General features: G+C 64.2%; 22 protein-coding genes. 11 read left to right on the top strand and 11 right to left on the bottom strand.

The genetic code is table 11. The features are described 5' to 3' along the window. The first annotated feature begins 85 nt into the window (after nucleotides 1-85). On the top strand, nucleotides 86-1,354 hold the full coding sequence (locus ACGYLD_RS12595; protein WP_394402738.1) for a DUF3422 family protein: 1,269 nt from the start codon (nucleotides 86-88) through the stop codon (nucleotides 1,352-1,354). On the opposite strand, the gene ACGYLD_RS12590 is transcribed toward ACGYLD_RS12595, so the two are convergent. From ACGYLD_RS12590 to ACGYLD_RS12575, 4 genes are all read right to left on the bottom strand, one after another. Beyond that, nucleotides 1,290-2,363, bottom strand: a complete 1,074-nt coding sequence (locus ACGYLD_RS12590) for a YeeE/YedE family protein (protein ID WP_394402736.1) — start codon at nucleotides 2,361-2,363, stop codon at nucleotides 1,290-1,292. The genes ACGYLD_RS12595 and ACGYLD_RS12590 overlap by 65 nt on opposite strands. Nucleotides 2,364-2,570: 207 nt before the next feature. After that, entirely contained in the window at nucleotides 2,571-3,569 is a 999-nt protein-coding gene (locus ACGYLD_RS12585; protein ID WP_271693412.1) for an ABC transporter permease, read from the bottom strand. Next, nucleotides 3,562-4,599, bottom strand: coding sequence for an ABC transporter permease (locus ACGYLD_RS12580; RefSeq protein ID WP_271693413.1), 1,038 nt, complete (start codon nucleotides 4,597-4,599; stop codon nucleotides 3,562-3,564). Before ACGYLD_RS12580 ends, ACGYLD_RS12585 begins: the two co-directional genes overlap by 8 nt. Nucleotides 4,600-4,719: 120 nt before the next feature. Then, complete coding sequence (locus tag ACGYLD_RS12575) at nucleotides 4,720-6,441, bottom strand: peptide ABC transporter substrate-binding protein (protein ID WP_168612027.1); 1,722 nt, start codon at nucleotides 6,439-6,441, stop codon at nucleotides 4,720-4,722. Nucleotides 6,442-6,754: 313 nt separating this feature from the next. Between ACGYLD_RS12575 and ACGYLD_RS12570 the strand changes: the two genes are divergently transcribed. From ACGYLD_RS12570 to ACGYLD_RS12550, 5 genes are all read left to right on the top strand, one after another. Further along, entirely contained in the window at nucleotides 6,755-8,587 is a 1,833-nt protein-coding gene (locus ACGYLD_RS12570) for an ABC transporter ATP-binding protein (protein ID WP_168612028.1), read from the top strand. Between the two features lie 10 nt (nucleotides 8,588-8,597). Further along, nucleotides 8,598-9,761 (top strand): acetylornithine deacetylase, encoded by a 1,164-nt coding sequence (argE, locus tag ACGYLD_RS12565; protein WP_271693414.1) that lies wholly within the window; start codon nucleotides 8,598-8,600, stop codon nucleotides 9,759-9,761. 95 nt (nucleotides 9,762-9,856) lie between these two features. Next, nucleotides 9,857-11,203, top strand: a complete 1,347-nt coding sequence (locus ACGYLD_RS12560; RefSeq protein ID WP_271693415.1) for an FAD-binding oxidoreductase — start codon at nucleotides 9,857-9,859, stop codon at nucleotides 11,201-11,203. Between the two features lie 23 nt (nucleotides 11,204-11,226). Next, on the top strand, nucleotides 11,227-12,393 hold the full coding sequence (locus ACGYLD_RS12555; RefSeq protein ID WP_276154029.1) for a M20 aminoacylase family protein: 1,167 nt from the start codon (nucleotides 11,227-11,229) through the stop codon (nucleotides 12,391-12,393). Nucleotides 12,394-12,460: 67 nt separating this feature from the next. Beyond that, nucleotides 12,461-13,624: a M20 aminoacylase family protein gene (locus ACGYLD_RS12550; RefSeq protein WP_271693417.1), complete on the top strand. Its 1,164-nt coding sequence runs from the start codon at nucleotides 12,461-12,463 to the stop codon at nucleotides 13,622-13,624. A 57-nt stretch (nucleotides 13,625-13,681) separates the two neighbouring features. On the opposite strand, the gene ACGYLD_RS12545 is transcribed toward ACGYLD_RS12550, so the two are convergent. The 3 genes from ACGYLD_RS12545 to moaA are packed head-to-tail and all read right to left on the bottom strand — an operon-like array spanning nucleotide 13,682 to nucleotide 17,022. After that, nucleotides 13,682-14,725 (bottom strand): glycosyltransferase family 4 protein, encoded by a 1,044-nt coding sequence (locus ACGYLD_RS12545; protein ID WP_271693418.1) that lies wholly within the window; start codon nucleotides 14,723-14,725, stop codon nucleotides 13,682-13,684. After that, nucleotides 14,718-16,010: a 3-deoxy-D-manno-octulosonic acid transferase gene (locus tag ACGYLD_RS12540; RefSeq protein WP_271693419.1), complete on the bottom strand. Its 1,293-nt coding sequence runs from the start codon at nucleotides 16,008-16,010 to the stop codon at nucleotides 14,718-14,720. The genes ACGYLD_RS12545 and ACGYLD_RS12540 overlap by 8 nt, the downstream gene beginning before the upstream one ends. 4 nt (nucleotides 16,011-16,014) lie before the next feature. Further along, nucleotides 16,015-17,022: a GTP 3',8-cyclase MoaA gene (gene moaA, locus ACGYLD_RS12535; RefSeq protein ID WP_271693421.1), complete on the bottom strand. Its 1,008-nt coding sequence runs from the start codon at nucleotides 17,020-17,022 to the stop codon at nucleotides 16,015-16,017. Nucleotides 17,023-17,107: 85 nt separating this feature from the next. Here moaA and ACGYLD_RS12530 point away from each other — a divergent pair, with 85 nt between their 5' ends. After that, nucleotides 17,108-17,635: a hypothetical protein gene (locus tag ACGYLD_RS12530; RefSeq protein WP_271693422.1), complete on the top strand. Its 528-nt coding sequence runs from the start codon at nucleotides 17,108-17,110 to the stop codon at nucleotides 17,633-17,635. 3 nt (nucleotides 17,636-17,638) lie between these two features. Here ACGYLD_RS12530 and ACGYLD_RS12525 read toward each other — a convergent pair whose 3' ends face one another. Genes ACGYLD_RS12525 through glmU form a run of 3 tightly spaced genes read right to left on the bottom strand, consistent with a single transcriptional unit; the run spans nucleotide 17,639 to nucleotide 21,509 of the window. Continuing rightward, entirely contained in the window at nucleotides 17,639-18,337 is a 699-nt protein-coding gene (locus tag ACGYLD_RS12525; protein ID WP_394402731.1) for a DNA alkylation repair protein, read from the bottom strand. After that, entirely contained in the window at nucleotides 18,334-20,154 is a 1,821-nt protein-coding gene (gene glmS, locus ACGYLD_RS12520; RefSeq protein ID WP_394402729.1) for a glutamine--fructose-6-phosphate transaminase (isomerizing), read from the bottom strand. The genes ACGYLD_RS12525 and glmS overlap by 4 nt, the downstream gene beginning before the upstream one ends. 2 nt (nucleotides 20,155-20,156) lie before the next feature. After that, the gene (gene glmU, locus ACGYLD_RS12515; RefSeq protein WP_394402727.1) at nucleotides 20,157-21,509 is read right to left on the bottom strand and encodes a bifunctional UDP-N-acetylglucosamine diphosphorylase/glucosamine-1-phosphate N-acetyltransferase GlmU; all 1,353 of its coding nucleotides are present in this window, start codon (nucleotides 21,507-21,509) and stop codon (nucleotides 20,157-20,159) included. Nucleotides 21,510-21,647: 138 nt separating this feature from the next. Between glmU and ACGYLD_RS12510 the strand changes: the two genes are divergently transcribed. Together ACGYLD_RS12510 and ACGYLD_RS12505 are read left to right on the top strand one after the other, a co-directional pair. Next, nucleotides 21,648-22,322: an HAD-IIIA family hydrolase gene (locus ACGYLD_RS12510; RefSeq protein WP_271687669.1), complete on the top strand. Its 675-nt coding sequence runs from the start codon at nucleotides 21,648-21,650 to the stop codon at nucleotides 22,320-22,322. Then, on the top strand, nucleotides 22,322-23,515 hold the full coding sequence (locus tag ACGYLD_RS12505; protein WP_394402725.1) for a DegT/DnrJ/EryC1/StrS family aminotransferase: 1,194 nt from the start codon (nucleotides 22,322-22,324) through the stop codon (nucleotides 23,513-23,515). The genes ACGYLD_RS12510 and ACGYLD_RS12505 overlap by 1 nt, the downstream gene beginning before the upstream one ends. 2 nt (nucleotides 23,516-23,517) lie before the next feature. Here ACGYLD_RS12505 and ACGYLD_RS12500 read toward each other — a convergent pair whose 3' ends face one another. Next, nucleotides 23,518-23,994, bottom strand: coding sequence for a pyridoxamine 5'-phosphate oxidase family protein (locus ACGYLD_RS12500; RefSeq protein ID WP_394402723.1), 477 nt, complete (start codon nucleotides 23,992-23,994; stop codon nucleotides 23,518-23,520). 144 nt (nucleotides 23,995-24,138) lie between these two features. Between ACGYLD_RS12500 and ACGYLD_RS12495 the strand changes: the two genes are divergently transcribed. Then, on the top strand, nucleotides 24,139-25,299 hold the full coding sequence (locus ACGYLD_RS12495) for an isovaleryl-CoA dehydrogenase (RefSeq protein WP_271693430.1): 1,161 nt from the start codon (nucleotides 24,139-24,141) through the stop codon (nucleotides 25,297-25,299). Then, nucleotides 25,299-25,784, top strand: a complete 486-nt coding sequence (locus tag ACGYLD_RS12490) for a lysozyme inhibitor LprI family protein (RefSeq protein WP_271693431.1) — start codon at nucleotides 25,299-25,301, stop codon at nucleotides 25,782-25,784. The genes ACGYLD_RS12495 and ACGYLD_RS12490 overlap by 1 nt, the downstream gene beginning before the upstream one ends. The last annotated feature ends 30 nt before the right edge of the window (nucleotides 25,785-25,814 follow it).

Raw genomic sequence — 25,814 nt, 5'->3', positions numbered from 1 at the left:
CCTTTTGAAAAAGCGTGATTTTTCACTGTTCATCGGCGGCAATGACGCTATTCTTGGTGGAATACACCCAACAGCGGACCCCGTCATGGCCCCGATCAAAGACCACCCGCAGCGGCTTGCCCTTACCGGCGAAATGCACGCGCGCCCGTTTCCGCAGCTTGCCGCGCCCTCTCGGGTTGCCTTTCTCGCGGTGAAACCCGCGCCCGATGCCGTGCCGCAGGCCGAGTTGAACGCGCTGCTGGCCCATTACGGCGCCCCGCGCGCCGATGCGGCGGCCACGCATTATTACGGAGAGATGGGCCGCTTCACCCTGAAATGGGAGCAGCATACCGAGTTCGTCACCTATACGGTCATCGCCCTCTCAGGCCGGAGCCTACCTTTCGCCGCCACTGATTTCGACGCCTTCCCAGAGGATTGGCTGGCCGAAGTGCAGGGGGAGCGGATCACCTCGGCCCTGCTTGCGGTGCTGCCGAAGCCGGAAGCCGACGATGAGATCGCGGCGCATTTGCAGGACTGGTTCGTGCCCGAAAGCCTCGCCGTGGCGGAGGTGCTGGACGGGGCGGCGGTGGTGGCCAGTGACTTTCGGATTGATCCCGCAGGCCATCTGCGCCTCGCGCTCTTCACCGATGCGACGACCGGCCAGCGGCGGATTGGGCGGATCGTGCAGCGGCTCTGCGAGATCGAGACCTATAAGGCGATGTCGATGCTGGGGTTCATGCAGGCGCGCGATATGGCCGGGGCGCTGAACGATCTGGACGGGCAGCTATCGATGCTCATGGGAGCGATGCGCAGCGGGGCGGGCACGGCGGCTGAGGAAACGCTGCACGCGCTCTTGGACGTGTCGGTCGCACTGGAGGCCCTGACCGCGGAAACCGCCTATCGTTTCGCCGCCACGGGGGCCTATGAGGCCATCGTCTATGAACGTATCTCGGCCCTGCGTGAGGCGCGTTTTCTGGGGCGGCAGGGCTTTGGCGAGTTCATGATGCGCCGCTATGCGCCCGCGATGCGCACGGTGAAATCGACCGAGACGCGCTTGCAGACCCTCGCCGCGCGGGCACTGCGGGCCGCGGATCTTCTGCGGACGCGGGTGGATGTCGAACGCTCGGCCCAGAACCAAGCGATCCTTGCCAGTATGGACCGCCGCGCCGACCTGCAACTGCGCTTGCAACACACCGTAGAGGGGCTGTCGGTCGTGGCAATCAGCTATTACGCGGTGTCGCTTGCGGGCTATCTGCTCTACCCGCTCGCTGGGCCATTGGGGGTCAGCAAGGGGCTGCTGACCGCCGCCGTCACTCTGCCGGTTGTGCTTGGCGTGTGGTGGACGCTCCGCCGTCTGCGGCGGAAGATCGGTTGAGCAGCGCCTGCATGGCCAAACCGCCCAAAGCGATCATCCCGATGGCCTCGATGGCCGCGACCGAAAGCGTCGGCACGCCGGAAAGCCCCGCGCCCAAGGTGCAGCCCCCGGCCAACACGCCGCCCACGCCCATCATGGCGGCCCCGGTCAGGTAGCGCCCGGTCTGGCGGGGGGCGTCAAAGCTCTGCCACCGGAACTCCCGCGCGAAGAGGCTGGCGATCAGCGCACCGACAAAAACGCCGCCCAATAGCCCAGTGCCAAAGCCTGCGGGGATCGAGCTGCTGGCGATGGTCCAAAACAGCGTATCGGCGGAGGGGGAGGTGAAGCTGAGGCTTTCCATCGCGATCGGGTCGAATTCATCAAGCAGGATGAACCCGGTGCCCACCCATGCGGCGGGGACCAAGAGACCGATCAGCGCCGCCATCGCCAATTGCCCCGGACGGTTGCCCGAGCGCAGCGCATAGGCCAGCGCCGCCACGGCGATCACACCGGCCCAGAGCAGCGCACCGCCGGGCAGGGCGGCGAGGCTCACGTTCTCTCCCATATTTACGGTGACGGAGCCGAGCGCCACGCGCAGCGGTGCCAACACGCCCTTCAGCGTTGCATGGGCCACCACGGCAAAGACGAGCACCACCAGCGCCGCCCGCAGGTTGCCGCCGCCTGTCAGCACTGTGAGGCGCGAGATGCAGCCGCGTGTCAGCACCATGCCCGCGCCAAAGAGCAGCCCGCCCACGGCAATAGCCAAAAGCGGCACGTCGCTGGCCATGAAGCGATGCGCGTCAAAATTGATCCATCCGGCGGCCACGGCGGCCTGCGTGCCGATCACGGCCAGCGCCAGTGCGGTCAGCCAGATGCCAAGCGCTTGGCGTCGGTCTTCGCCCACGAGGCTGCGGCGAAAGCAAAACCGCGTGCGCTGCGCCAGCACGCCGAACGCCAGCCCGATGAGGGCCGCCAGCAGAACGGACGCCTCTTTTGCTGTCGTCTCTTCAAAGCCGAAAGACTCAAACATCGCGAAAACCCTCGAAAACGGAATTATTTCCCATTTGGAGCGGGCGCGGGTCACAATCAAGTGAAAGCGCACAGGGCCGACCCCCGGAGGGGTGAATTAAATTCCGCATTGATGGGAAAAGGGGCGACGCTGTTCACCCTGCGTCAAGGGGCGCAAAACAATCGGCCCCCGCCACAGGGGGCAGGGGCCGGTCGGTTCTTATTTTGCTCAGCGTCCGCGAATGCGCGGGTCGAGCGCGTCGCGCAGACCGTCGCCGAGGTAGTTCACCGCAAGCACCGTCAGCGAGATGGCGATGCCGGGCAGCATCACCCGCTCGGGGAACTCCTGCATGCGGTCCACGGCATCGGCCAGCTGCTTGCCCCATGTGGGGAAGTCAGACGGGAAGCCGACGCCGAGGAAGCTAAGCGCGCTTTCGGTGATGATCGCCGTGGCGAGGCCCAAGGTGGCCGAGACCATGATGGGCGAGATCACGTTGGGCAGCAGGTGGCGGCGGATGATCTTGCCCGGCGTGGTGCCGATGGAGCGCGCGGCGAGGATGAACTCACGCTCTTTCAGCGCCAGAATGTCGCCGCGCACGATCCGCGCGGTCTGCATCCATGAGGTCAGGCTGATGACCGAGACGATGAGGATGAACATGCCACCCTCTGGCCCGAACTGTGCCCGCAGCGGTTGGCCAAAGAGCGTCACGGCGAGCAGGACCAGAGGCAGGATCGGCAGGCTGAGGATCAGGTCGGTGAACCGCATCAGCCAGAAGTCCATACGTTTGAAAAAGCCCGAGAGCACGCCGACGGCGGTGCCGATGATCAGCGCCAGCGCCATCGCCATCCAGCCCACGGCCATCGACACCCGTCCGCCAAAAAGCATCTGCGCAAGGATGTCGCGGCCCAGCTGGTCGGTACCGAAGGGATGGGCCCAGCCCGCCTTCGCATCGCCGTTCCAGAGCAGCGTATAGATCGGCCGCCAGTTCTTGTTGCGGATGTCCAGCTTCTTGGCGTCGATGTCCCACAGATAGGGGCCAAAGATCACGGCCAGCGTGATGAAGATCAGGAAGCCACCGCCGAAAAGCGCGCCTTTGTGCTTGCGGAACTGGTCCCAAACATCGCGCCATTGGCTGCGCGGCGGCTTTTGCGGGCCCTTGTCTTGCAGGGCCTTCATGAACTCGAGGTCGGCTTCGACCGGGCTTGCGGGAATGGGTTGCTCAGTCATAACGGATCCTTGGGTCAAGCAGGCCGTAGAGGATATCTGCGATCAGGTTGAACAGCACGATCAGCACCGCGAAGATGAAGGTTAGGGTCATCACCATCGGCAGGTCGTTGGCGCGTAGCGCGGTCAGCAGCAGTTGGCCGATGCCGTTCACCTTGAAGACGTTCTCGGTGATGATGGCGCCGCCAAAGATCGCGGGCATGCCGAGCGCGATGACGGTGACCACCGGGATCATCGAGTTGCGCAGCACATGCACCATGACCACGACGCTTTCCTTCAGACCCTTGGCGCGGGCGGTGCGCACGTAGTCTTGGTTGAGGTTGTCGAGCATGGCACCGCGCATGTAGCGGCTGATCTGCGCCGTAGTTTGCAGCGCTAGCACCATCACCGGCATGATCATCTGGAAGAACTGCACCTTGAAGCTCTCCCAATCGTTCACGACATGGGTCGTGTCATAGATTGACGGCAGCCAGCCCAGAGAGACCGAGAAGATCACGATGAGCAGCGGACCGGTAAAGAAGGGCGGGATCGAAAAGCCGATCATGGTGATGAACGTCCCGGCCTGATCGAAGACCGAATAGTGCCGGTAGGCCGAGTAGATGCCGATCGGGATGGCGATGACGATGCCCACGATATAGGCCAACCCCACGACCCAAAGGGTCTGCGGCATGCGCTGGATCACGATGTCCATCACGGGCGAGCGGGTCTGCCAAGAGATCACGCGCAGCTTGCCTTCGGAAAGCGCCGTATCAGGCAGCCAGTTGAACAGAGCGGAGTGGTTGGTCAGGTAGTCGATGAAAACCTGCGGCTCGATCCAGAAGACCTGCACGAGCCATTTCCAATATTGGATATAGATCGGCTGGCCGAGGCCAAGCGCCTCGCGCATCTTCTCTTTCACCTCGGGCGGGACCGTCAGCGGCACTTGGGCCATCGGGTCGCCGGGGGCGAGTTGCAGCAGCAGGAAAATCACCAGGCTGATAAACAAAAGCGTCGGGATCGACAAAAGAAGTCGTCGGATGGTGAAGGTCAACATGGGCGTCGCCTTTGTAGGTCAGTCTGTGAGGGGGTGGGGGCGAGACGGGGGCGCGTGGATGACGCACACCCCCGAAGGTCGGTGAAGGGAGGCGCGGGCCTGCCGCGCCTCCGTCCTAGATCACTCTTCCATGCGGTACCAATCGGCGGCATTCCACAGCTCGGAGTCCCATGTGTTCAGCACAACGCCACCAAGGGTGTTGGAAGCAGCCGAGACGCGGCCACGGTCCACCAGCGGCAGGATCGAGTAGCTGTCTTTGGTCAGCATGTCGTTCAGCTTTTTGGCCAGTTCGCCACGCTTTTCCATCTCGCCGGTGCGGCCCAGTTCGGCCACCATCGCATCATACTCTTCGTTGCAGAAGCGGTTGATGTTTTCGCCCTGCCACTGTGTCTCGGGGCTGGGGAACTTGGCGCAGGTCCGCTGGGCAAGGTAGCTCTGCGGGTCGGTGCCGTCAAAGTTGTTGGCGTACATTTCAACGTCTGCATAGAAACGCTGGAACGTGTCGGTCGAACCGGGGTCGCCACCGAAGAAGACCGAAGAGTCAATGTTGCGCAGCTCGGTTTCAACACCGATCTGGCTCCACCAATCCTTGATCAGCGCTTGGAAGTCCTGACGCACGGCGTTGGTCGAGGTCTGGTAGAGCAGGGACAGTTTCTCGCCATCCTTCTCGCGCACACCGTCGCCATCGCTGTCAACCCAGCCCGCTTCGTCCAACAGCGCCTTGGCGCCTTCGATGTCTTGGGTCAGACAGTCGGTGTTGTCAGAGGCGTAAAGCTCAGGCGCAGGCACCATGTTGCAGGTGGCGCGGCCCGCTTGGCCGTAGCCGACCTCGACCAGCAGTTCGCGGTCGATCGCCATGGAGAGCGCGCGGCGCACTTTCTCATCGCTCAGGATCGGGTGCGGGTGTTTGGCCGTGGCGCGCTCACCCTCCGGCAGATCGGGGGAGGCATCGGTCATGTTCAGTTCAAGACGCTCAACCAGCGTGCCGAAAGCCGACATGGGCTTGCCCTTGCCGCCTTCGGCCATCTTGGCGATGACATCGGGGGCCAGTTGCAGGTTCCAGGCGTAGTCGAACTCACCCGTTTCCATCACGGCACGGCCCGCCGCTGTCGCGTCACCGCCGCCTTTGAAAGTCAGCGTGGCGAAGGCAGGCTTGCTCGGATCGCGGTAGTTCTCGTTCGCGGCCATGGTGATCACGTCGTTCGGACGGAACTCGGTGACGGTGAAGGGGCCGGTGCCGATGGGGTTGAAGTTGGCCTCGGTGCACTCGGGCGCTTTGGCGCCGGTACAATCGGCAAACTGTGCCGCCTGAATGATCGGGGATTGGCCGCCCATGAAGGGGCCGTAGGGGTTCGGCATCGGCTCGGAGAAGGTAACTTTGACTGTCTGGTCATCGACCACGTCGACCGAGGAGACACCTTCGAATTTGGCCAGCTGCGCACAGCCGCCTTCGGGGTTCATGCAGTAATCAGCGGTGAACTTGACGTCATTGGCGGTGACGGGGGTGCCGTCGGACCACATCAGCCCGTCTTTCAGCTTCCATGTGATGGTCTTGAGGTCTTCGCTCACGCCGCCGTTTTCCAGCGTCGGAATCTCGGTTGCTAGATAGGGCACCAGCGCGCCGTTCTGGTCGTAGCGGCCCAGCGGTTCGAGAACCAGCGAGGAGGCTTCGACGTCCTTCGTGCCGCTCGACAGATAGGGGTTCAGGATCGAAGGCGCCTGCCAATAGATGATCTTGACTTCGCCGTCGCGGCCCCGCTCGCCCTCATGGGCTTCTGCAAAGGCCATAGGGGCAAGCGCCGTCGATGCGACAGCCCCCATCAATAGGGTCTTCAATTTCATATCTTACTCCATGTTGGACACGTGGGCGTGCCGCTTATTGTCGACGGGATGTTCCCCGCCTTGTTGTTGTCGCCCCGGAAAGAACATGAGCTTCGCCAGCTAAACATAACAAAACAAGCAATATTCAACCTGTGATCGAAGCGCTCTTTCCAAACCGCATGGGCTATATCGAAACAGGTTTGCCGGAAATTGCAAGGGCGGACGTGGCGCAATTATGACAAAGCTCGAACTCTGCGCGTCAGGTTTGACAGTCTCGTGACATTCGCCGTAGCGTCGGGCAAAATCTGCGCCAATAAAAACAACAGGGAAACAGATGCTGGATCACACCAATGGGGCGCCAATCGCCCAAATTCAGGGCCTGCGCGTCGAATTTCAAACCAAAGATGGCCCCGTGGTCGGTGTTGAGGATGTCAGTTTCGACATCAATCCCGGTGAGACGGTTTGCGTGGTCGGAGAATCAGGATCGGGCAAATCGGTGTCTTCCCTGTCGCTGATGCGACTGGTTGAGTATGGCGGCGGTGAAATTGCAGGCGGTCGCCTGCTTTTTGAGCGCGGTGAAGAAGGGCAGGTTGATCTTGCGGCCAGCGGCGGCAATCTGATGCGCAAGATTCGCGGCAATGAGATCGGCATGATCTTCCAAGAGCCGATGACCGCGCTGAACCCCGTGTTCACCATCGGCAAGCAGATGACCGAAGGTCTGCGCCTGCATCTGAACATGACCCGCAAAGAGGCCGAGGCCCGCGCGCTGGAGCTGATGAAACAGGTCCGCATCCCCGAGCCGGAGCGCCGGCTCAAGCAATACCCCCACGAACTTTCGGGCGGCATGCGCCAGCGTGTGGTGATCGCTATGGCGCTGGCCTGTGAGCCGCGTCTCTTGATCGCCGATGAGCCCACCACCGCGCTCGACGTGACCATTCAGGCCGAGATCCTCGCCCTGATGGACCGGCTGAAGCGCGAGACCGGCACGGCGGTGATGTTCATCACCCATGACATGGCCGTGGTGGCGCAGATGGCCGACCGCGTGGTCGTGATGTTCCGCGGCAAGAAGGTCGAGGAAGGCACCGTCGAGGAGATCTTCGAGAACCCGCAGCACCCCTATACCAAGGCGCTTCTCGCCGCGGTGCCGAAGCTTGGCGAGATGACGGGCAAGCCATACCCTGAGCCGATGAAACTCTTGGGTACGCCCGACAAGGAGATCGTGCCGATCAAGGGCCGCGAAGAGACGCTTCTCTCGGTCAAGAACCTGACCACGCGCTTCCCGGTGCAGGGCGGTTTCCTGCGCCGCACCGTCGCCAATGTTCATGCGGTCGAAGACCTGTCGTTCTCGCTCAACAAGGGCCAGACCCTGAGCCTCGTAGGCGAATCGGGCTGCGGCAAATCCACCGCCGGACGCTCGATCCTACGGTTGGTGGAGCCGATGTCGGGGGAGGTGAACCTCGACGGCGTCGACATCATGTCGCTGGACCAATCGGCGCTGCGCACCGCACGGCTCGACATGCAGATGATCTTCCAAGACCCCTTCGCCTCGCTCAACCCGCAGATGCAGCTGGCCGATCAGGTGGCCGAGCCTATCCACAACTTCGGCACGCTCAAGGGCGGGGAGATCAACAAGCGGATCGAGATGCTGTTTGACCGCGTGGAACTGCCGCGCAGCTTCATGCGCCGCTTCCCGCATGAGCTTTCGGGCGGCCAGCGCCAGCGCGTCGCCATCGCCCGCGCGCTTGCGCTGAACCCCAAGCTCATCATCGCGGACGAGGCGGTCTCGGCGCTGGACGTTTCCGTGCAGGCGCAGGTGCTGAACCTGATGATGGAGCTTCAGGCCGAAATGGAACTTTCGTTCTTGTTCATCAGCCACGACATGGCCGTGGTCGAACGCGTGAGCCACTATGTCGGCGTCATGTATCTGGGCCGCATCGTCGAGATGGGCTCGCGCCAGCGGGTCTTCGAGAACCCGCAGCACCCCTATACGCAGGCGCTGATGAAGGCCGTGCCGATCGCCGATCCGCGCCGCCGCAAGTCCGAGAAAGACCTGAACTTCAAACCCATCCCCTCGCCGATCCACCCGGTCAGTTACCGGCCCGAGCCTTCGGTCTACCGCGAGGTGGAGCCGGGGCACCATGTGCTGACCACCGACAGCGGCTATTGAAAGAAGACCCATGACCGAACGCCTGACCCCGCTCGAGTTGATGACCAAACTCATCAGCTTTCCCACCGTGTCGCGCGACACGAATATCCCGCTGATCGACTGGGTGGCTGACTACCTCGCCTCGCACGGGGTCGAGAGCCACCGCTACATCGATCCCGACCAGCCGAAACATGCGCTTTTTGCCCATGCCGGCCCGTGGGAGGAGGGGGCCGTGGTCCTTTCCGGGCACACGGATGTGGTGCCGGTCGACGGGCAGGCATGGGACACCGACCCTTTCACCGTGACCGAGAAGGACGGCCGCTACTACGGCCGCGGCGCCTGCGACATGAAGGGCTTCGACGCGTTGGCGATTTGGGCGCTGGTCGAGGCGCATTATGCAGAAGTCAATCGCCCGCTGCAGATCGCACTCAGCTTCGACGAGGAGATCGGCTGCACCGGCGCTCCGCCGATGATCCAAGCGATGCAGGGCGTGGTGCCCAAGGGCTCGGCGGTCATCGTGGGCGAGCCTTCGACCATGCAGGCGGTGACCGGGCACAAGGGCGGCATCGGCTTCAACACCCATCTCGTGGGTTTCGAGGTGCATTCCTCGCTGCTGCACACCGGGGTCAACGCGATCATGGCGGGCGCGAAGCTTATCGAATGGGCCAATGACGTGAACAGCGACAACATGGCCGCCAAACCGACCGAGACGGCGGCGATGTTCGACCCGCCCTTCACCACCGCCCATGTCGGCGTGATCGAGGGCGGCACGGCCCACAACATCACCGCCAAGGACTGCAAGTTCGCGATGGATTTCCGCGTGGTCCCCGGCGAGGACAAGGACAAATGGGGCACCGCCTACCTCAAGAAGGTGCGCGAGGTCGAAAAGCAGATGCAGGACGTGGTGCCCGAGACCTATATCGAGACCTCGACGCGCTTCGACGTGCCCGCGCTGCAGCCCGAGAAGGACGGCGAGGCCGAGCAGATCGTGCGCCAGATCACCGGTGACAACGCCAGCCACAAAGTCAGCTACGGCACCGAGGCCGGGCAGTTCCAGGAGGCGGGCTATTCCGCCGTCATCTGCGGCCCCGGCGACATCGCGCAGGCGCATCAGCCTAATGAGTTCATCGAGGTGGCGCAATTCGAGGCCGGCCACGACTTCATGCGCCGTCTGCTGACCCGCTTGCAGGGCTGAGCTTTCCCTGACAGACCTGTGGCTGGCCCCGCGCGGGGCCTGTCCTTTTCACGGCCGCCCGGTGCAGCCGCGCGGCGTCAGCCACCGGGGTCCGCATGTCCGCTTTTCCTATCACCCTTGCCACCCCCGCCAGCTACCCGCGCACCCCGCCGCGCGAGAGCGAGGTCGTTGTCCTCGGCGGCGGGGTGATCGGCGTCTGCACCGCCTTGTTTCTAGCCCGCGCAGGCAAACAGGTCACGCTCTTGGAAAAGGGCCGTATCGCCGCGGAGCAATCCAGCCGCAATTGGGGCTGGATACGCCAACAGGGGCGCGACCCGGACGAGTTGCCGATCATGGTCGAGGCCGCGCGGCTTTGGCGTGAACTGGCGCCTGAACTCGACCGTGACATCGGCTTGCAGCAGACCGGCGTCACCTATCTGGCGCAGACCGAGGCCAAGATGCAGGGCTATGCCGACTGGCTGCCCCATGCCAAGACCCACAGCGTCGACAGCCGGTTGATGGACGCGGGCGAAGTTACCAAGGCTTTCCCGGGGCTGGCCGGGACCTATGCCGGGGCGCTCACCACCCCCTCGGACATGCGCGCAGAGCCTTGGGTCGCCGTGCCCGCCTTGGCGGCGTTGGCAGCGCGCGAAGGCGTGAAGATCATCGAGAATTGCGCAGTGCGCCGCCTCGACCTTGCCGCCGGTCGCGTAGGGGGCGTGGTGAGCGAGGCGGGAGCAATCCGCTGTTCCTCGGTCGTGCTGGCGGGCGGGGCGTGGTCGGCGCTGTTCCTGCGTGCCCATGGTGTCAGCCTGCCGCAGCTTTCGGTGCGCGAGAGCGTGCTGGCCACCAATAAGCTGCCCGAGGTTCACGCCGGGGCCGCCGCCGAGGCGGGTCTTGCCTTCCGCCGCCGCGCCGATGGCGGCTATACGCTGGCGCCCGGCGGGGGTCCCGATCTCTATGTCGGACCGGATGCCTTCCGCGCGCTGCGGCACTACCTGCCGCAACTGCGCCAAAGCCCCTTCGGTCAGCGTCTGCGCGGCGCAGCCCCGCGCGGCTTTCCCGATGCCTGGCGCACGCCTCGCAACTGGGCGGCTGACGCGCACAGCCCCTTTGAGGCGATGCGCATCCTCGACCCCATGCCGGACCACCGCGCGCTGCGCCGGGCGCGCAAACGTTTTGCCGCGCTTTATCCCGATCTGCCGCCCATCATCGCCCGCGCCTCATGGGCCGGGATGATCGACACGATGCCGGATATCGTGCCGGTAGTGGACACCTGCGCGCAGATCCCCGGCCTTGTCATCGGCACCGGCATGTCGGGCCACGGCTTCGGCATCGGGCCGGCCATGGGGCGGGTGCTGGCGGCTCTGGTCATGGGCGACGCGCCGGGCCATGATCTGCGCAGATTCCGCGCCGACCGTTTCAGCGATGGCAGTGCCATCCGCCTTGGCCCGACGCTCTGAGCATATTTCGAAAAGGACATTCCATGCCGATCAAGAACCGCTTTGCCGAGACCCACGCCGAGATCACCGCCTGGCGCCGCCATCTGCACCAGCATCCGGAGCTGATGTTCGACCTGCCCGAGACTTCGCGCTTCGTCGAGGAGAAGCTGCGCAGCTTCGGCATCACCGACATCACCACCGGCATCGCCCAGACCGGCGTGGTCGCGGTGATCGAGGGGCAGAGCAACAGCTCGGGCCGCACCATCGGCCTGCGGGCGGACATGGACGCGCTGCCGATCACCGAAGCGACGGGATTGCCGCATGCCTCGAAACACCCCGGCAAGATGCATGCCTGCGGCCACGACGGTCATACGGCGATGCTGCTTGGGGCAGCGCAATACCTCGTAGAGACGCGCAATTTCGACGGGCGCGTGGTGCTGATCTTCCAGCCCGCCGAGGAGGGCGGCGGTGGCGGCAACGTCATGGTGCAGGAAGGGCTGATGGACCGCTGGGGCATCGACGAGGTCTACGGCATGCACAACATGCCCGGCCACCCGACCGGGCAGTTCGCCATCCGCGAGGGCGCGCTGCTGGCCGCGGCGGACGAGTTTGCCATCACGCTGACGGGCCAAGGCGGCCATGCCGCGGCCCCGCATGAGGCGGTGGACACGAACCTCGCCGCCGCCCATGTGATGATCGCGCTGCAATCCATCGCCAGCCGTAACACCGATCCGCTGAAACAGGTCGTCGTCTCGGTCTGCACCCTGCGCAGCGACACCGACAGCCACAACGTCTTGCCGCATAAGGTGCTGTTGCGCGGCACGGTGCGCACGCTGGATCCGGAGGTTCAGGATTTGGCCGAGCGTCGTCTGCACGACCTCACACGCCTCACGGCGGAGGCACATCAATGCCGGGCCGAGATCGACTACCAGCGCGGCTACCCGGTCACCCGCAACCATGCCGATCAAACCCGCTTTGCCGCTGAGGCCGCCGACAAGGTCACTCCCGGCACCGATCGGGACACGCCGCCGATCATGGCCGGAGAGGATTTTTCCTATATGCTCAATGCGCGACCGGGTGCCTATATTATGATCGGCAACGGGGAAGGGGCGACGGTCCATCACCCGGAATATGACTTTGACGATGCCGCGATCCCGGCGGGCTGCTCATGGTTCGCGCAGGTGGTTGAGGACCGGCTGGCAAGGGCGTAAGCATGTGGCAGATAAATGCGACTGCATGAAAACAGCGCCCAACCCAACTCCGGAGGATACTTCCTAAATGCCCGTTAAGAACCGATTTGCCGAGCTGCATGACGACATTACCGCATGGCGCCGCGACCTGCATGAAAACCCCGAGATCCTGTTCGAGACCCACCGCACCTCGGCCACCGTGGCGGAGAAACTGCGCAGCTTCGGCTGCGATGAGGTGGTCGAGGGCATTGGCCGCACCGGTGTCGTCGGTGTGATTAAGGGCAACTCCACCGCCTCGGGCAAGGTGCTTGGCCTGCGCGCCGATATGGACGCGCTGCCGATTCACGAACAGACCGGGCTGGACTATGCCTCCAAGACCGACGGCGCGATGCATGCCTGCGGTCATGACGGCCACACCGCCATGCTCTTGGGTGCTGCACAATACCTCGCCGAGACCCGCAACTTCGACGGCACTGTCGTGGTGATCTTCCAGCCCGCCGAGGAGGGCGGCGGCGGCGGTCGCGAGATGTGCGAAGACGGCATGATGGAGCGTTGGGGCATTCAGGAAGTCTACGGCATGCACAACTGGCCGGGCATGCCCACCGGCTCCTTCGGCATCCGCGCGGGCTCGTTCTTTGCAGCCACCGATCAGTTCGACATCACCTTCGAAGGCCGCGGCGGCCATGCCGCCAAGCCGCATGAGACCGTCGACACCACCGTGATGTCGGCGCAGGCCGTGCTGGCGCTGCAGACCATCACCGCGCGCAATGCCGACCCGGTGGAGCAGATCGTGGTCTCGGTCACCTCTTTCGAGACCTCCTCGAAAGCCTTCAACGTGATCCCGCAGAAGGTGCAGATCAAAGGCACCGTGCGCACCATGTCCGCCGAGATGCGGGAACTGGCCGAAAAACGGATCAACGAGATCTGCAACGGCATCGCAGGCACCTTTGGCGGTAGCGCCGATGTGACCTACCATCGCGGCTACCCGGTCATGGTGAACCACGAGGAGCAGACCGAGTTCGCCGCCGATGTGGCGCGCTCGATCTCGGGCCAATGTGACGAAGCGCCGCTGGTCATGGGAGGCGAGGACTTCGCCTTCATGCTCGAAGAGCGCCCCGGCGCCTATATCCTCGTCGGCAACGGCGACACGGCGGCGGTGCACCATCCGGAGTATAACTTCAACGACGAAGCGATCCCCGCGGGTTGTAGCTGGTGGGCAGGCATCGTCGAGCAGCGCATGCCGGCGGCCTGATAGCGGCGAAAGACGTGCGAGCGCGTCTCCCTCGGGGGGCGCGTTTTGCTTTGGGGGCTAGCCGCGCTCCCAAAGCGCGTTGTAGACGGCTTCGATCCCATCGGCCTCGGCCCGGGCGCTGAAACGCTGTTCGGCCCAGTGGCGCGCGGCCTCCGAGAGGGCGGCTTGATCCTCGCGCCCTAGCAGGGACAGCGCGGCTTGGGCCGCAGCCTCTGCTGCACCCAGTGGCACGACCTTGCCCACGCGACCTCCGTTCGAGAAAGCGCCGTAATAGCCCGCATCGCTGCCGACGAAAGGCACGCCCGAGGCCAGCGCTTCGAGCGGGACCATGCCATAGCCCTCGTAGCGCGGCAGTTGCACCACCAGCGACAGGGCGCGCATCAGTTTCGGTAGATCGGCGGCGGGGTACTCGCCGATGAAAAGCAGCCGATTGGCAAGGCCCGCGGCCTCGACCTGCGCCTTGAGCTTGGTCAAAAACGCCTCATGTTTGCCGCCCGCACGGCCAATCACCAACGCCACCGCGCCGGGGCATTGGGGCAGCAGGCGCAGCATGGCCTCGACGAAAAGGTCGGTGCCTTTCTCAGGCCGGATGCGCCCCACGGTGGCGATGCCATAGGTGCCGCCAAAGCCCAATTGCTCCCAAGCGTTCGCCCGGTTCGTCGCGGGGGAGAAGACATCGGTGTCTACCCCATGCGGCACCACGGCGCGGACATGGGGCACAAACTCCGCCGCGCGCTCGGTCGTGGCAATCACCGCGTCCATCTGCCGGATCAGCCAGCGGGGATAGGCCGAATGCAGGCGCTGCGCGGCAGAGGTAAAGACGATCCGGATATTTGCCCCACGCACATCGCGCAGCCAAAGCGCGCTGCGCATTTCCGTGTTGCGGCGCACATGCCAGATGGCGAAGGGGCGGTCTTGGGGGGGATGTTTGCGGGTGATCCGCCCCGCCGCGACGCGGGTCAGTGGCACCGGACAGCCGGGCAGGGGCTGGCCCACCAGCGCCAAGTCATGCCGGTCGAGCTGTTGCCGGATCACATTCGCCGCCGTGGCCGAGACCCCGGTGAAATTACGGTTGTAGTTGGTGACGAAAAGCTCAGGCATCGCTGTCCCCTCGCAGGCGCAGGGCCGTGATCAGGCGCTCGGCAATACTGTCGAGCTTGTCGGTCTGCCCGGCGGCATAGGCCTTGGCCGCGGCTACACCACTTGCACGGGCAATATCGTTGCGCAGCAGAGCCCCCACACGGTCCGCCAAATCCTGCGTGCCCGCCACCAGCCGCGCGGCGCCCTCGGCTTCCATCTCGGCATAGGTCTCGGCAAAATTGGCGACATGGGTGCCCGAGAGCACCATCGCCCCGGCCTGCGCGACCTCATAGGGGTTATGCCCCCCGATCGGGTGCAGCGACCCGCCCAGAAAGACGATGTCGGATAGCGCGTACCATGTGCCCAACTCGCCCAGAGTGTCGGCCAGATAGACCTGTTCGCGCGGCATGTCGCCCCGTGTTCGACGCCCATGCGTCAGACCGTAGCTGGCGATGAGACCGGCCACCTCCTCCCCCCGCTCGGGGTGGCGGGGGGCAAGGATCAGGCACAGCTCGGGGATGCGCTCCAGCAGTTGGCGATGCGCTTCCAACACCGCTTTCTCCTCGCCCGGGTGGGTTGAGGAAGCGATCCAGACAGGGCGGCCCTCCAAGGCCTTTCGCGCCTCGGCGATGGTCTCCTCGTCCTGCGGCAGGGGGCCTGCCATGGACTTGAGGTTGATCCCCGGCGTGACCCGGTCAGCCGGGGCGTTGATCGTGGCCATGGCCCGGGCCATCGCGTCATTCTGCGTCAGGATCAGGTCAAACACGCCAAAGAGGAACCCAGCCAGCGCGGGCCGTTTCTGCCAGCTTTCGATTGAGCGTTGCGAGAGGCGGGCGTTGATCAGCGCCATCGCCGTGCCCCGCGTATGGGTCCGTCGCAGCATCTGCGGCCAAAGCTCGCTTTCCACGAAGAGCGCCGCATCGGGGCGCCAATGGTCAAGGAAACGTTTCAGCGGGCCGGGGGCGTCGAGCGGGGCGAACTGATGCCGCGTTCGCGGGGGCAGGCGGCCGCCCACCAAACGGGCCGAGGTGGCGGTGCCGGAAGTGATGAGGAAATGCGCCTGCGGCAGGGCGCGCCCCATCCGGTCGATCAGCGCCAGAACCGACAGGCTCTCCCCAACCGAGGCTGCGTGAAACCAGATCAACTGCCCCTCGGGGCGGGGTTGGCTGGCATGGCCCAACTTTTCGCGCGCGCGTTCCGGTGTGACCTCGGCGCGGCGCAGTTTGGCCATGGAGCGCCGCCCGGCCACGGGCAAGATCACACGGCTTGCCGCGACCCATGCCCGGTAGAGAAACGGCACCGCCAAAGGCTCAGCCGCCCGTGTGGCTCATGTGGCGGGGCATCTGCCCGTCAACACGCTGCCGCGAATAGTCGAAATCGTGGCCTTTGGGCTTGCGGTCGATGGCCGCACGAATGGCCTCCTGCAACGGCAGGTCCGTGTCCGGGTGATCGCGCAGGGGTTTGCGCAGGTCGGCCACGTCTTCTTGGCCCAGACACATGAAAATCTCGCCGGTGCAGGTGACCCGCACGCGGTTACAGCTTTCGCAGAAGTTGTGGCTCAGAGGCGTGATGAAGCCGATCTTCTGCCCGGTCTCCTCCAGCCGCACATAGCGCGCAGGGCCCCCTGTACGCTCAGCCAGATCGGTGACGGTGTAATGTTCGGCGTAACGCGCGCGCACGTCACGCAGCGACCAGTATTGGCCGAAACGATCCTCGTTGCCCAAATCGCCCATCGGCATGACCTCGATCCATGTGAGATCTATGTCCCGCTCGGCGCACCATTCGGTGATATGCAGCAGTTCCGGCTCGTTGAAGCCCTTGAGCGCCACAGCGTTGATCTTGATCTTAAGCCCCGCCCGCTGCGCTGCGTCGATCCCGCGCAGCACCTGCGGCAGGCGCCCCCAGCGGGTGATATCCGCGAATTTCTGCTCGTCCAGCGTGTCGAGGGAGACATTCACGCGGCGCACCCCGGAGGCGTAGAGGTCATCGGCGAAGCGCTCCAACTGGCTGCCGTTGGTGGTCAGCGTCAGCTCTTTCAGCTTGCCGCTGTCGAGATGCCGTTTCATGCCGTCGAAGAAGGTCATGATGCCGCGCCGGACCAGCGGCTCACCCCCGGTGATGCGCAGCTTCTCGACGCCGAGGTCGATGAAATTGCTGCACAGGCGGTCGAGCTCCTCCAGCGTCAGCAATTCCTTCTTCGGCAGGAAGGTCATGTTCTCCGACATGCAGTAGACGCAGCGAAAATCGCAGCGGTCGGTGACGGAGACGCGCAGATAGGTGATCGCGCGCATGAAAGGGTCAATGAGGGGTGCTGTCATGCTTCATAGGTAATGCCCCGCCCAACCCGGGGCAAGCGCCATTTGGGCGATTGATAAGGGGGCAGGGCGCGGATAGGCTGCGTGGATGACACGTATAATCTTACCGCTTTTCATCGCCGCCGCCACCGCCGGTTGCAGCAACCTGACGGAACGCCTCGGGATGGATGCCAGCCAGTCTGAGCCTGCACCCGCATCCGCATCGGTCGATGCCACGGCTGAGGCTGCAACGCCGAGCGGACCGGCCCCTGCATCGCCGCCCGCCGCCTCTCCCATCGCCACCGCGGGCAGCAGCGCCGAGGCGCTGGATACCACCACGGCGGCAGAGCGCGAGGCGGCCACCCGCGCGCCCGCCAGTACCGGTGCCGCCTTGGGGTCGACCGTGGTCAGCTTGGGCAGCGCGACGGAGCCGGGGCTGTGGTTGAAAACACCTCTGGTCGACGCGGAACAGCCGGGGCGGGTGACCAACCCCGCGACGGGCAAATCCGCCGCGGTGACGCTGATCCCGCTGGAGGGGCCCGCAACCGCAGGCAGCCGCATGTCGCTGCCTGCCTTGCGTTTGATCGGCGCGTCGCTGACCGACCTCACAACGGTCGAGGTCTCGACCGAAAGCTAGGGATCAGCCTGCGCCTTCTGCCTTTTTCAGCAGGCGCAGGGCTTCTTTCACCGCGAACGGTTTCATCGCCTCCCCATGGGCGGCGATAAAGCCACGGGTCCGCTCGGGGTCGTGTTTCGAAAGGTCGCGCAGCCACCAGCCGATTGCCTTCTGAATGAACCACCGGTGATCCGGTACCATCGTCGCGGCCCAGCCGAGGATACGGTCGCGCGCGGCCAGCTCCTCAGGCTTAGGATTGTTCTGCTTGGTCCAAGGCAGGGTGGAGACAAGTGCCGCGCGTCGGGTCCAAAGGTGATCCGAAGCGACCCAGTTCTCCACTTCGTCCAAGCGCGTCGGATCGGCCACCAGACGTTTCTGCGCCGCCATGCTGGCATGATCGGCAATTGCCCAACTGTCGAAATCGGGGGTCCAGCTTGCGATCAGCGCCCATGCGGCTTGATCTTCCGGGCGCAGCCGCGCTTGGGTGAGCAGTTTTGCCGCGGCGACGCGTGCTTCGAAAATGTCCGACTGCCAAAGGGCATCGGCAAGCGCGACACGGCCCTTGACGTCCAGCGCCGCTCGCCACGATTGGGCAAGCTCCGCAATTTGCGGGTTAGTTAGGCCAAGATAGCCTCGGTTGGCTTTGTGATATGCGCGCATCTCTTCCGCGCGGGCCGGGTTGGCCCGCGCTTGAAGTTCCTCAAGGGCGGTTTCGGGGGTCATTCCACCGTCACCGATTTCGCGAGATTGCGTGGCTGGTCCACATCCGTGCCTTTCGCCACGGCGGTGTGATAGGCCAGCAACTGCGCCGGAACCGCATAGAGGATCGGGGCCAAAGCATCCGGCACCGGGGGCATCTCGATGCTGAACCAGACGCCGTCATTGGCCTCGGCCTGACCTTTGGCGTCGGAGATCAGGATCACCTTGCCCTTGCGCGCCATGACTTCTTGCATGTTGCTGACGGTCTTGTCGAAGAGCGCGTCGCGTGGTGCCATGACGACTACCGGCACATGCTCATCCACCAGTGCGATGGGGCCGTGTTTCAGTTCACCCGACGCATAAGCTTCGGCGTGGATGTAGCTGATTTCCTTAAGTTTCAGTGCGCCCTCAAGGGCGAGCGGGTACATCTGGCCCCGGCCAAGGAACAACACATCGCGGGCATGGGCGAGTTTGAGCGCGGCTTCTTGCATCGCGTCGTTTTGTTCAAGCGCCGTGCTGATGAGCGCGGGCAGTCCACGAAGTGCGGAGATGTGATCGGCGAAGCTCTCTGTGCTGATCACATCGCGGTCCCGCGCGGCTTTGAGCACCAACGCGAAGAGGACAACGAGCTGACAGGTGAAGGCTTTGGTCGAGGCCACGCCGACTTCGACTCCGGCGTGGATCGGCAGCGCCAGATCGCTTTCGCGGGCGATGGAGCTTTCGGGCACGTTGACGACCGACAGGATACGCGCGGCCTTGCCCTCGCAATAGCGCAGAGCGGCGAGCGTGTCGGCGGTCTCACCCGATTGGCTGACGAAAACCGCTAATGTGCGCGCCGGGATCGGCGGTTCACGGTAGCGGAATTCCGAGGCGACATCGATCTCGACCGGCAGGCGGGCGATCTGCTCGAACCAGTATTTCGCGGTGAAACAGGCATAGGACGCGGTGCCGCAGGCGACCATGAGGATGCGGTCAAACTGCGCAAAATCAATATCTTGTGCGCTGATGTTGATCTCTCCCTCGGGGGTGAGGTAATGGCCGATGGCCGCGCCGATCACGCCGGGTTGCTCGGCAATTTCTTTTGCCATGAAGTGTTTGTGGCCCGCCTTGTCGATGCGGGTATTGTCGATCTGCACGGATTTGATCGCCCGGTTGGCGAGCGCCCCATTGCGGTCGGTGACCTCGACCGAGGTCCGGGTGATGACAGCACAATCCCCTTCTTCAAGGTAGGCGATCTGGTGGGTCAGCGGGGCAAGCGCGATGGCATCACTGCCCACATACATCTCACCCTCGCCATAGCCGATGGCCAAGGGCGAGCCTTTGCGCGCCGCGATCATCAGGTCGTCGTGACCGTCAAAGAGAAAGGCCAGCGCAAAAGCGCCTTCGAGCCGGGCAAGCGTCTGTTTGGCGGCCTCTACCGGGCCTGCGCCCTGCGCCATGTGATGCTGGGTCAGGAGGGCAACGGTCTCGGTATCGGTCTCGGTCACGAATTGCGCGCCATGTTCGGCCAGTTCGGCCCGCAACTCACGAAAGTTTTCGATGATCCCGTTATGCACCACGGCCACTGGTCCCGCCTGATGCGGGTGGGCGTTGGTGACGCTCGGCGCGCCATGGGTGGCCCAGCGGGTGTGGCCGATGCCCGACTTCCCCGCCAGCGGCTCATGCACCAGCGCGTCCGAGAGGTTTACCAGCTTGCCCAAGGCGCGACGCCGCTCAAGCTTGCCTTCGTTCAGGGTCGCGATGCCCGCGCTGTCATAGCCGCGATATTCCAGCCGTTTCAGCGCTTCGACCAAGATCGGCGCGACTTCATGGGTGCCAAGCACCCCAATAATTCCACACATAATTAGCTGCCTCTTTGCAATTTTGCCTTCTTGGCCTTTAAAATTTCGAACATTTTGCGCGCCATCCCGGGTTTCTCAACCTGCGGGGCGCGCGACAGGGCCAGCGCCTCGGGTTCTACATCCGAGGTGATGACCGAGCCGGAGCCGGTCATCGCACCCTCGCCGATGGTCACCGGTGCCACGAGCATGGTGTTCGACCCGATGAATGCGCCCGCGCCGATGGTGGTGTGATGTTTCATCACCCCGTCATAATTGCAGGTGATCGTGCCCGCGCCGATGTTGCTGCGCGCGCCCACGGTGGCGTCGCCGATATAGCTCAGGTGGTTGACCTTGGCCCCTTCGGCGATCTGCGCGTTCTTTACCTCGACGAAATTGCCGATGCGCACGTCTTCGGCCAGTTCCGCGCCGGGGCGCAACCGGGCATAGGGGCCGACGACCCCGCCGCGTGAGACATGGCAGCCTTCGAGATGCGAGAAGGCGCGGATGGTGCTGCCAGATTCCACGGTGACATTCGGGCCGAAGACGACATTCGGCTCCACCACTGTATCGCGCCCGATGAAAGTGTCGCGCGACAGGAAGACGGTTTCGGGGGCCACCAAGGTCACGCCGTCTTCCATCAACAGATCGCGGGCGCGGGATTGGAACGCGGCCTCGGCCCTCGCCAGATCGGCGCGGGAGTTCACGCCCATGGTCTCGGCCTCGTCGCAGGTAACAACCGTGGCGCTGCGGCCCTCGGCGCGGGCGATGCCGATGATATCGGTGAGGTAGTATTCTTCCGAAGCGTTGTCGTTGCCGACCTTGTCGATCAAGTCGAACAGCAGTTCGGATTTGCAGGCCACCACGCCCGAGTTGCACAGGGTAATCGCGCGCTCTTCGGCGGAGGCGTCTTTGAATTCGACGATCCGCTCCAAGGCGTCGCCCTGCATCACCAAACGGCCATATCGGGCAGGATCGGCAGCCTCAAACCCCAGAACCACCACGTCATGTGTCGCCAGCGCCTCTTGCATCTTCTCAAGCGTCTCGGGCTGGACGAAGGGCGTGTCACCGTAGAGCACCAGTGCCATGCCCTCGAACCCGTCCAGCGCCGGGCGGGCCTGCGCCACCGCATGGGCCGTGCCCAATTGCTCGGTCTGTTCGACGACCTGCGCGTCTTCGTCAAAGAGGGTGGCGGCGGCGCGGACCTGAGCGGCCCCGTGCCCGGCCACCACGACCGTATGGCGGGGTGCGAGCATGGCGCCCGCGGCCATGGCGTGTTCCAGCATGGGGGCAGAGGCCACGCGGTGCAGCACCTTTGGCAGGTCCGAGTTCATCCGTGTCCCCTTGCCCGCGGCGAGGATGATCAATGCAGTTTCCATGTAAATCTCTTTGTCCTTCAGCTTGCATTCTCTTTACGCGCTTCGCACAAAGGCGCAAGGTTGCGGCCCATCAAACTAGGTTGCGGACTGCAACACGATGCCATTTTGCAAGGCGGGGTTCCGCCCAAGGAGTATCCAGTGAAGACAGTGGTTTTCGATCTCGACGGCACCTTGGCCGATACCTCGGGCGATTTGATCGCCGCCGCCAATGCCTGTTTCCGCGACATGGGCGAGGGCGATGTGCTGGTCCATGCCGAGGATGCGGGCACCGCGCTGCGCGGCGGGCGGGCGATGCTGACCTTGGGGATGCAAAAGCTGGGCCGTGCCGATGACGCGGCGACGATCGACCGCTATTACCCGATGCTGCTCGAAGCCTATGGGCGGGACATCGACACCCATACCATCATGTACCCCGGCGCGATGGAGGCTGTGGCCGCGCTCAAGGCCGCGGGCTACCGCGTGGCGATCTGCACGAACAAACCCGAGGCTTTGGCGGAGTTGCTGCTGACACGTCTTGGCGTGCGCGACGCATTCGGCGCGATGCTGGGGGCCGATACGCTGGCCGTGCGCAAACCCGACCCGGAACACCTGTTCGAAACCGCCCGCCGTGCCGGGGGCGATCCGGCGCAATGCGTGTTGATCGGCGACAGCGACACCGACCGCAAAACCGCCAAAGCCGCAGGGGTTCCTTGCGTGCTGGTGACCTTCGGCCCCTCGGGCGAAGACATGGCCGCGCTGGAGCCCGAAGCGCTGTTGGACGATTTCGCCGACCTGCCGGAGGTCATCGAACGTCTGATCGGCAAAGCCGCCTGATGGCCGAGCGGTTCACCGGCAGTTTCACACAGCAAGAGCCGATCCCCGAAGACGCGATTGAGGCAGCGGTGGCGGTCATGCGCCACGGACGGTTGCACCGCTACAACACAGCCCCGGGGGAGGTGGCCGAGGTTGCCCTGCTTGAGCAGGAATTCGCCGCGATGACGGGGGCAAAATACTGCCTAGCCGTGGCCTCGGGCGGCTATGCCATGGCCACGGCGCTGCGCGCAGTGGGGGTGAAACCGGGCGACCGGGTGCTGACCAATGCCTTCACACTCGCCCCGGTGCCGGGGGCGATTGCGTCGCTGGGGGCGGTCCCGGTCTTCGTCGGCGTGACGGAGCAGCTGGTGATTGACCTTGATGACCTCGCCGCCAAGGCGGGTCAGGCCGATGTGCTGCTGCTTAGCCATATGCGCGGCCATCTGGTGGACATGGACGCTCTAATGGCGCTTTGCGATGCGCGCGGCATCACGGTGATCGAAGATTGCGCCCATACGATGGGAGCGGCGTGGAACGGCAAGCCATCGGGCACGCAGGGGAAACTGGGGTGTTATTCCTGCCAGACCTATAAACATGTGAACGCGGGCGAGGGCGGGTTGCTGATCACCGATGATGCCGAGGTTGCGGCGCGGGCGATCATGCTGTCGGGGTCTTACATGCTCTATGACCGCCATGCCGCCGCGCCGGGGCCGGAGGCTTTTGAGACGATCCGCTATGAGACGCCCAATATCTCGGGCCGGATGGACAACCTGCGCGCCGCGGTCCTGCGCCCGCAGTTGCGACGGCTGGCGGAACAGGTGGCCCGCTGGAATGAGCGTTATCGGGTGATCGAGACGGGGCTGCGCGACACGCCGGGGCTCACGGTCATCGACCGGCCCGAGGCGGAGAGCATCGTCGGGTCGTCAATCCAATTCCTGCTGAAGGGTTGGTCGCCGGAGGATGTCGAGGCGATGTTGGCGCGCTGCGCTGCGCGCGGGGTGGAGTTGAAATGGTTCGGCAGGGCCGAGCCTATGGGTTTCACCAGCCGCTACGACACGTGGCGCTATGCGCGGGCCGAAAAAATGCCCGCCAGCGATGCGGTGCTGGCGGGGTTGATCGACATGCGTGTGCCGCTGACCTTTTCGCTGGAGGATTGCGCCCTGATCGCGCGGATTATCCGGGCCGAGGTCAGCGCCGTTTTTCAAGGGGACTAGGCTTAGAAGCGGATGGTGCCATGTTTGCCCATGTCGGGCTTTTGGCCGGTCATCTGCGCCTTGCCGATCTCATAGAAGAACTTGATCCCACCATCGGTCGCCCAAACCTCGGCTTCGGTGAGGTCAAAGCGGATCAGCTGCACATCCGGGTCCTGCTTGCCGTCTTCGAACCAGGCGCCCGCGATGGCGTTCCAAATCTTGTCCAACTCGGTCGGGTTGGTCACAGCGGAAACATGGCCATCGATCCGCGCCCAGAGGGATTCGTCCTTGCTGGCGATCAGGTATTCAGCGGCGGCGCGTCCCTCGGCGGATTGCGCCAGATCGGTGCCCTTGGCGGTGATGAACCACAGCACGGCGGCGCGGTCGTCTTCGTCGATGTAATGGGTCATTGGGATCGCGCGGGCGGTCTTGGTCATCAGCATCCCGGCGCGGGTGTCGTCCAGACGGTCCCAGAACTCTTTTTTCAGATCATCGCTCATTTGCATCTCGCTTTGTTGTAGTGTTCGCTTGGTCGCAGGGCCAACCCGCCGCGACGCGGGGCGGTTCCACATCGCGCCGCTTGACGCAAAGCGGGTGGGGCGGTAGGTAATGAACAAGCGTTCAATAAATCGGGGGGAGAAGCCGTGTTCAACGCAAGTATGCAGTTTGATCTGGGAGAAGACGTCGCGGCCATGCGGGAGATGGTGCACCGCTGGGCGCAGGAGCGCGTCAAGCCGATGGCCGCCGAGATCGACAGCAAGAACGAATTCCCCGCCGAGCTTTGGCAGGAAATGGGTGAGTTGGGCCTTCTGGGCATGACCGTTGAGGAAGAGTTCGGCGGCTCGGGGCTGGGCTATGTCGCCCATACCGTCGCGGTGGAAGAGATTGCCCGGGCCTCGGCTTCGGTCTCACTCTCCTACGGGGCGCATTCCAACCTCTGCGTGAACCAGATCAAGCTTAACGGCACCCCGGAGCAGAAGGCGCAGTTCCTGCCCAAGCTCTGTTCGGGCGAGCATGTCGGTGCGCTGGCCATGTCCGAAGTGGGCGCGGGGAGTGACGTGGTCAGCATGAAGCTGCATGCCGAGAAGCGGAACGACCACTTCCGTCTGAACGGCAACAAGTATTGGATCACCAACGGCCCCGACGCCGAGACGCTGGTGGTCTATGCCAAGACCGACCCGGATGCCGGCTCCAAGGGCATCACCGCCTTTTTGATCGAGAAGTCGATGAAGGGATTCTCGACCTCCAAGCATTTCGACAAGCTCGGCATGCGCGGCTCGAACACTGCGGAACTGATTTTCGAGGATTGCGAAGTGCCCTTCGAGAACATTCTCGGCGAAGAGGGCAAGGGCGTGCGCGTGCTGATGTCGGGCCTCGATTACGAGCGCGTCGTGCTGGCGGGCATCGGCCTTGGCATCATGGCCGCCTGTCTCGATGAGATCATGCCCTACATGGCCGAGCGCAAGCAGTTCGGCCAGCGCATCGGGGATTTCCAACTGATGCAGGGCAAGATGGCGGATATGTACACCGCGATGAACTCGGCGCGGGCCTATGTTTACAGCGTGGCGCAGGCTTGTGACCGGGGTGATGTGACCCGTCAGGACGCGGCGGCCTGCTGCCTCTATGCCTCGGAACAAGCGATGGTACAGGCGCATCAGGCGGTGCAGGCGATGGGCGGCGCGGGCTATCTGTCCGACAACCCGGTGGGCCGGATCTTCCGCGACGCCAAGCTGATGGAGATCGGCGCGGGCACTTCGGAAATCCGCCGCATGCTGGTGGGCCGCGAGATGATGGGGGCGATGTGATGCGCGCCCTCCTGCTGGCCTGCGCGTTTCTGGCGGGGCCGGTATCCGCGCAGGACATCACCTATTCCGATGCCGCCACCGCGGACTGTCTGGCCGGGGCCGAAGAGTTCACCGACCAGCGCGCCTGCATTGGCCTGTCGGCCAACCTCTGTATGGAAGGGCCGGGCGGCTATTCGACCGTCGGCATGGGCGGGTGTCTTGATGCTGAGTTGACCTTTTGGGACGGCCTGCTGAACGAGAATTACCGCGCCCGCATGGTGCAGGCGAAATCCGCCGATGAGGAGAATGCCCTCTACCAGCCGCAACTGCCTTCGCAGGCCGAGGCGCTGCGTGACATGCAGCGCGCTTGGATTACCTTCCGCGATGCCGCCTGCGATTATGAACGCAGCCAATGGGGCGGTGGCACAGGCGGCGGACCTGCAACCTTGGCCTGCCTGATGCAGATGACGGGGGAACAGGCGCTGCGTTTGGGGGCGGCCTATTAACCGCGTCTCGCTGTGTCGGCCAAACAGGAC

The organism is Sulfitobacter sp. 1A12056, assembly GCF_043558125.1.
Lineage (GTDB): Bacteria > Pseudomonadota > Alphaproteobacteria > Rhodobacterales > Rhodobacteraceae > Sulfitobacter > Sulfitobacter faviae.
This window is presented reverse-complemented; position numbering and strand designations above follow the sequence as displayed.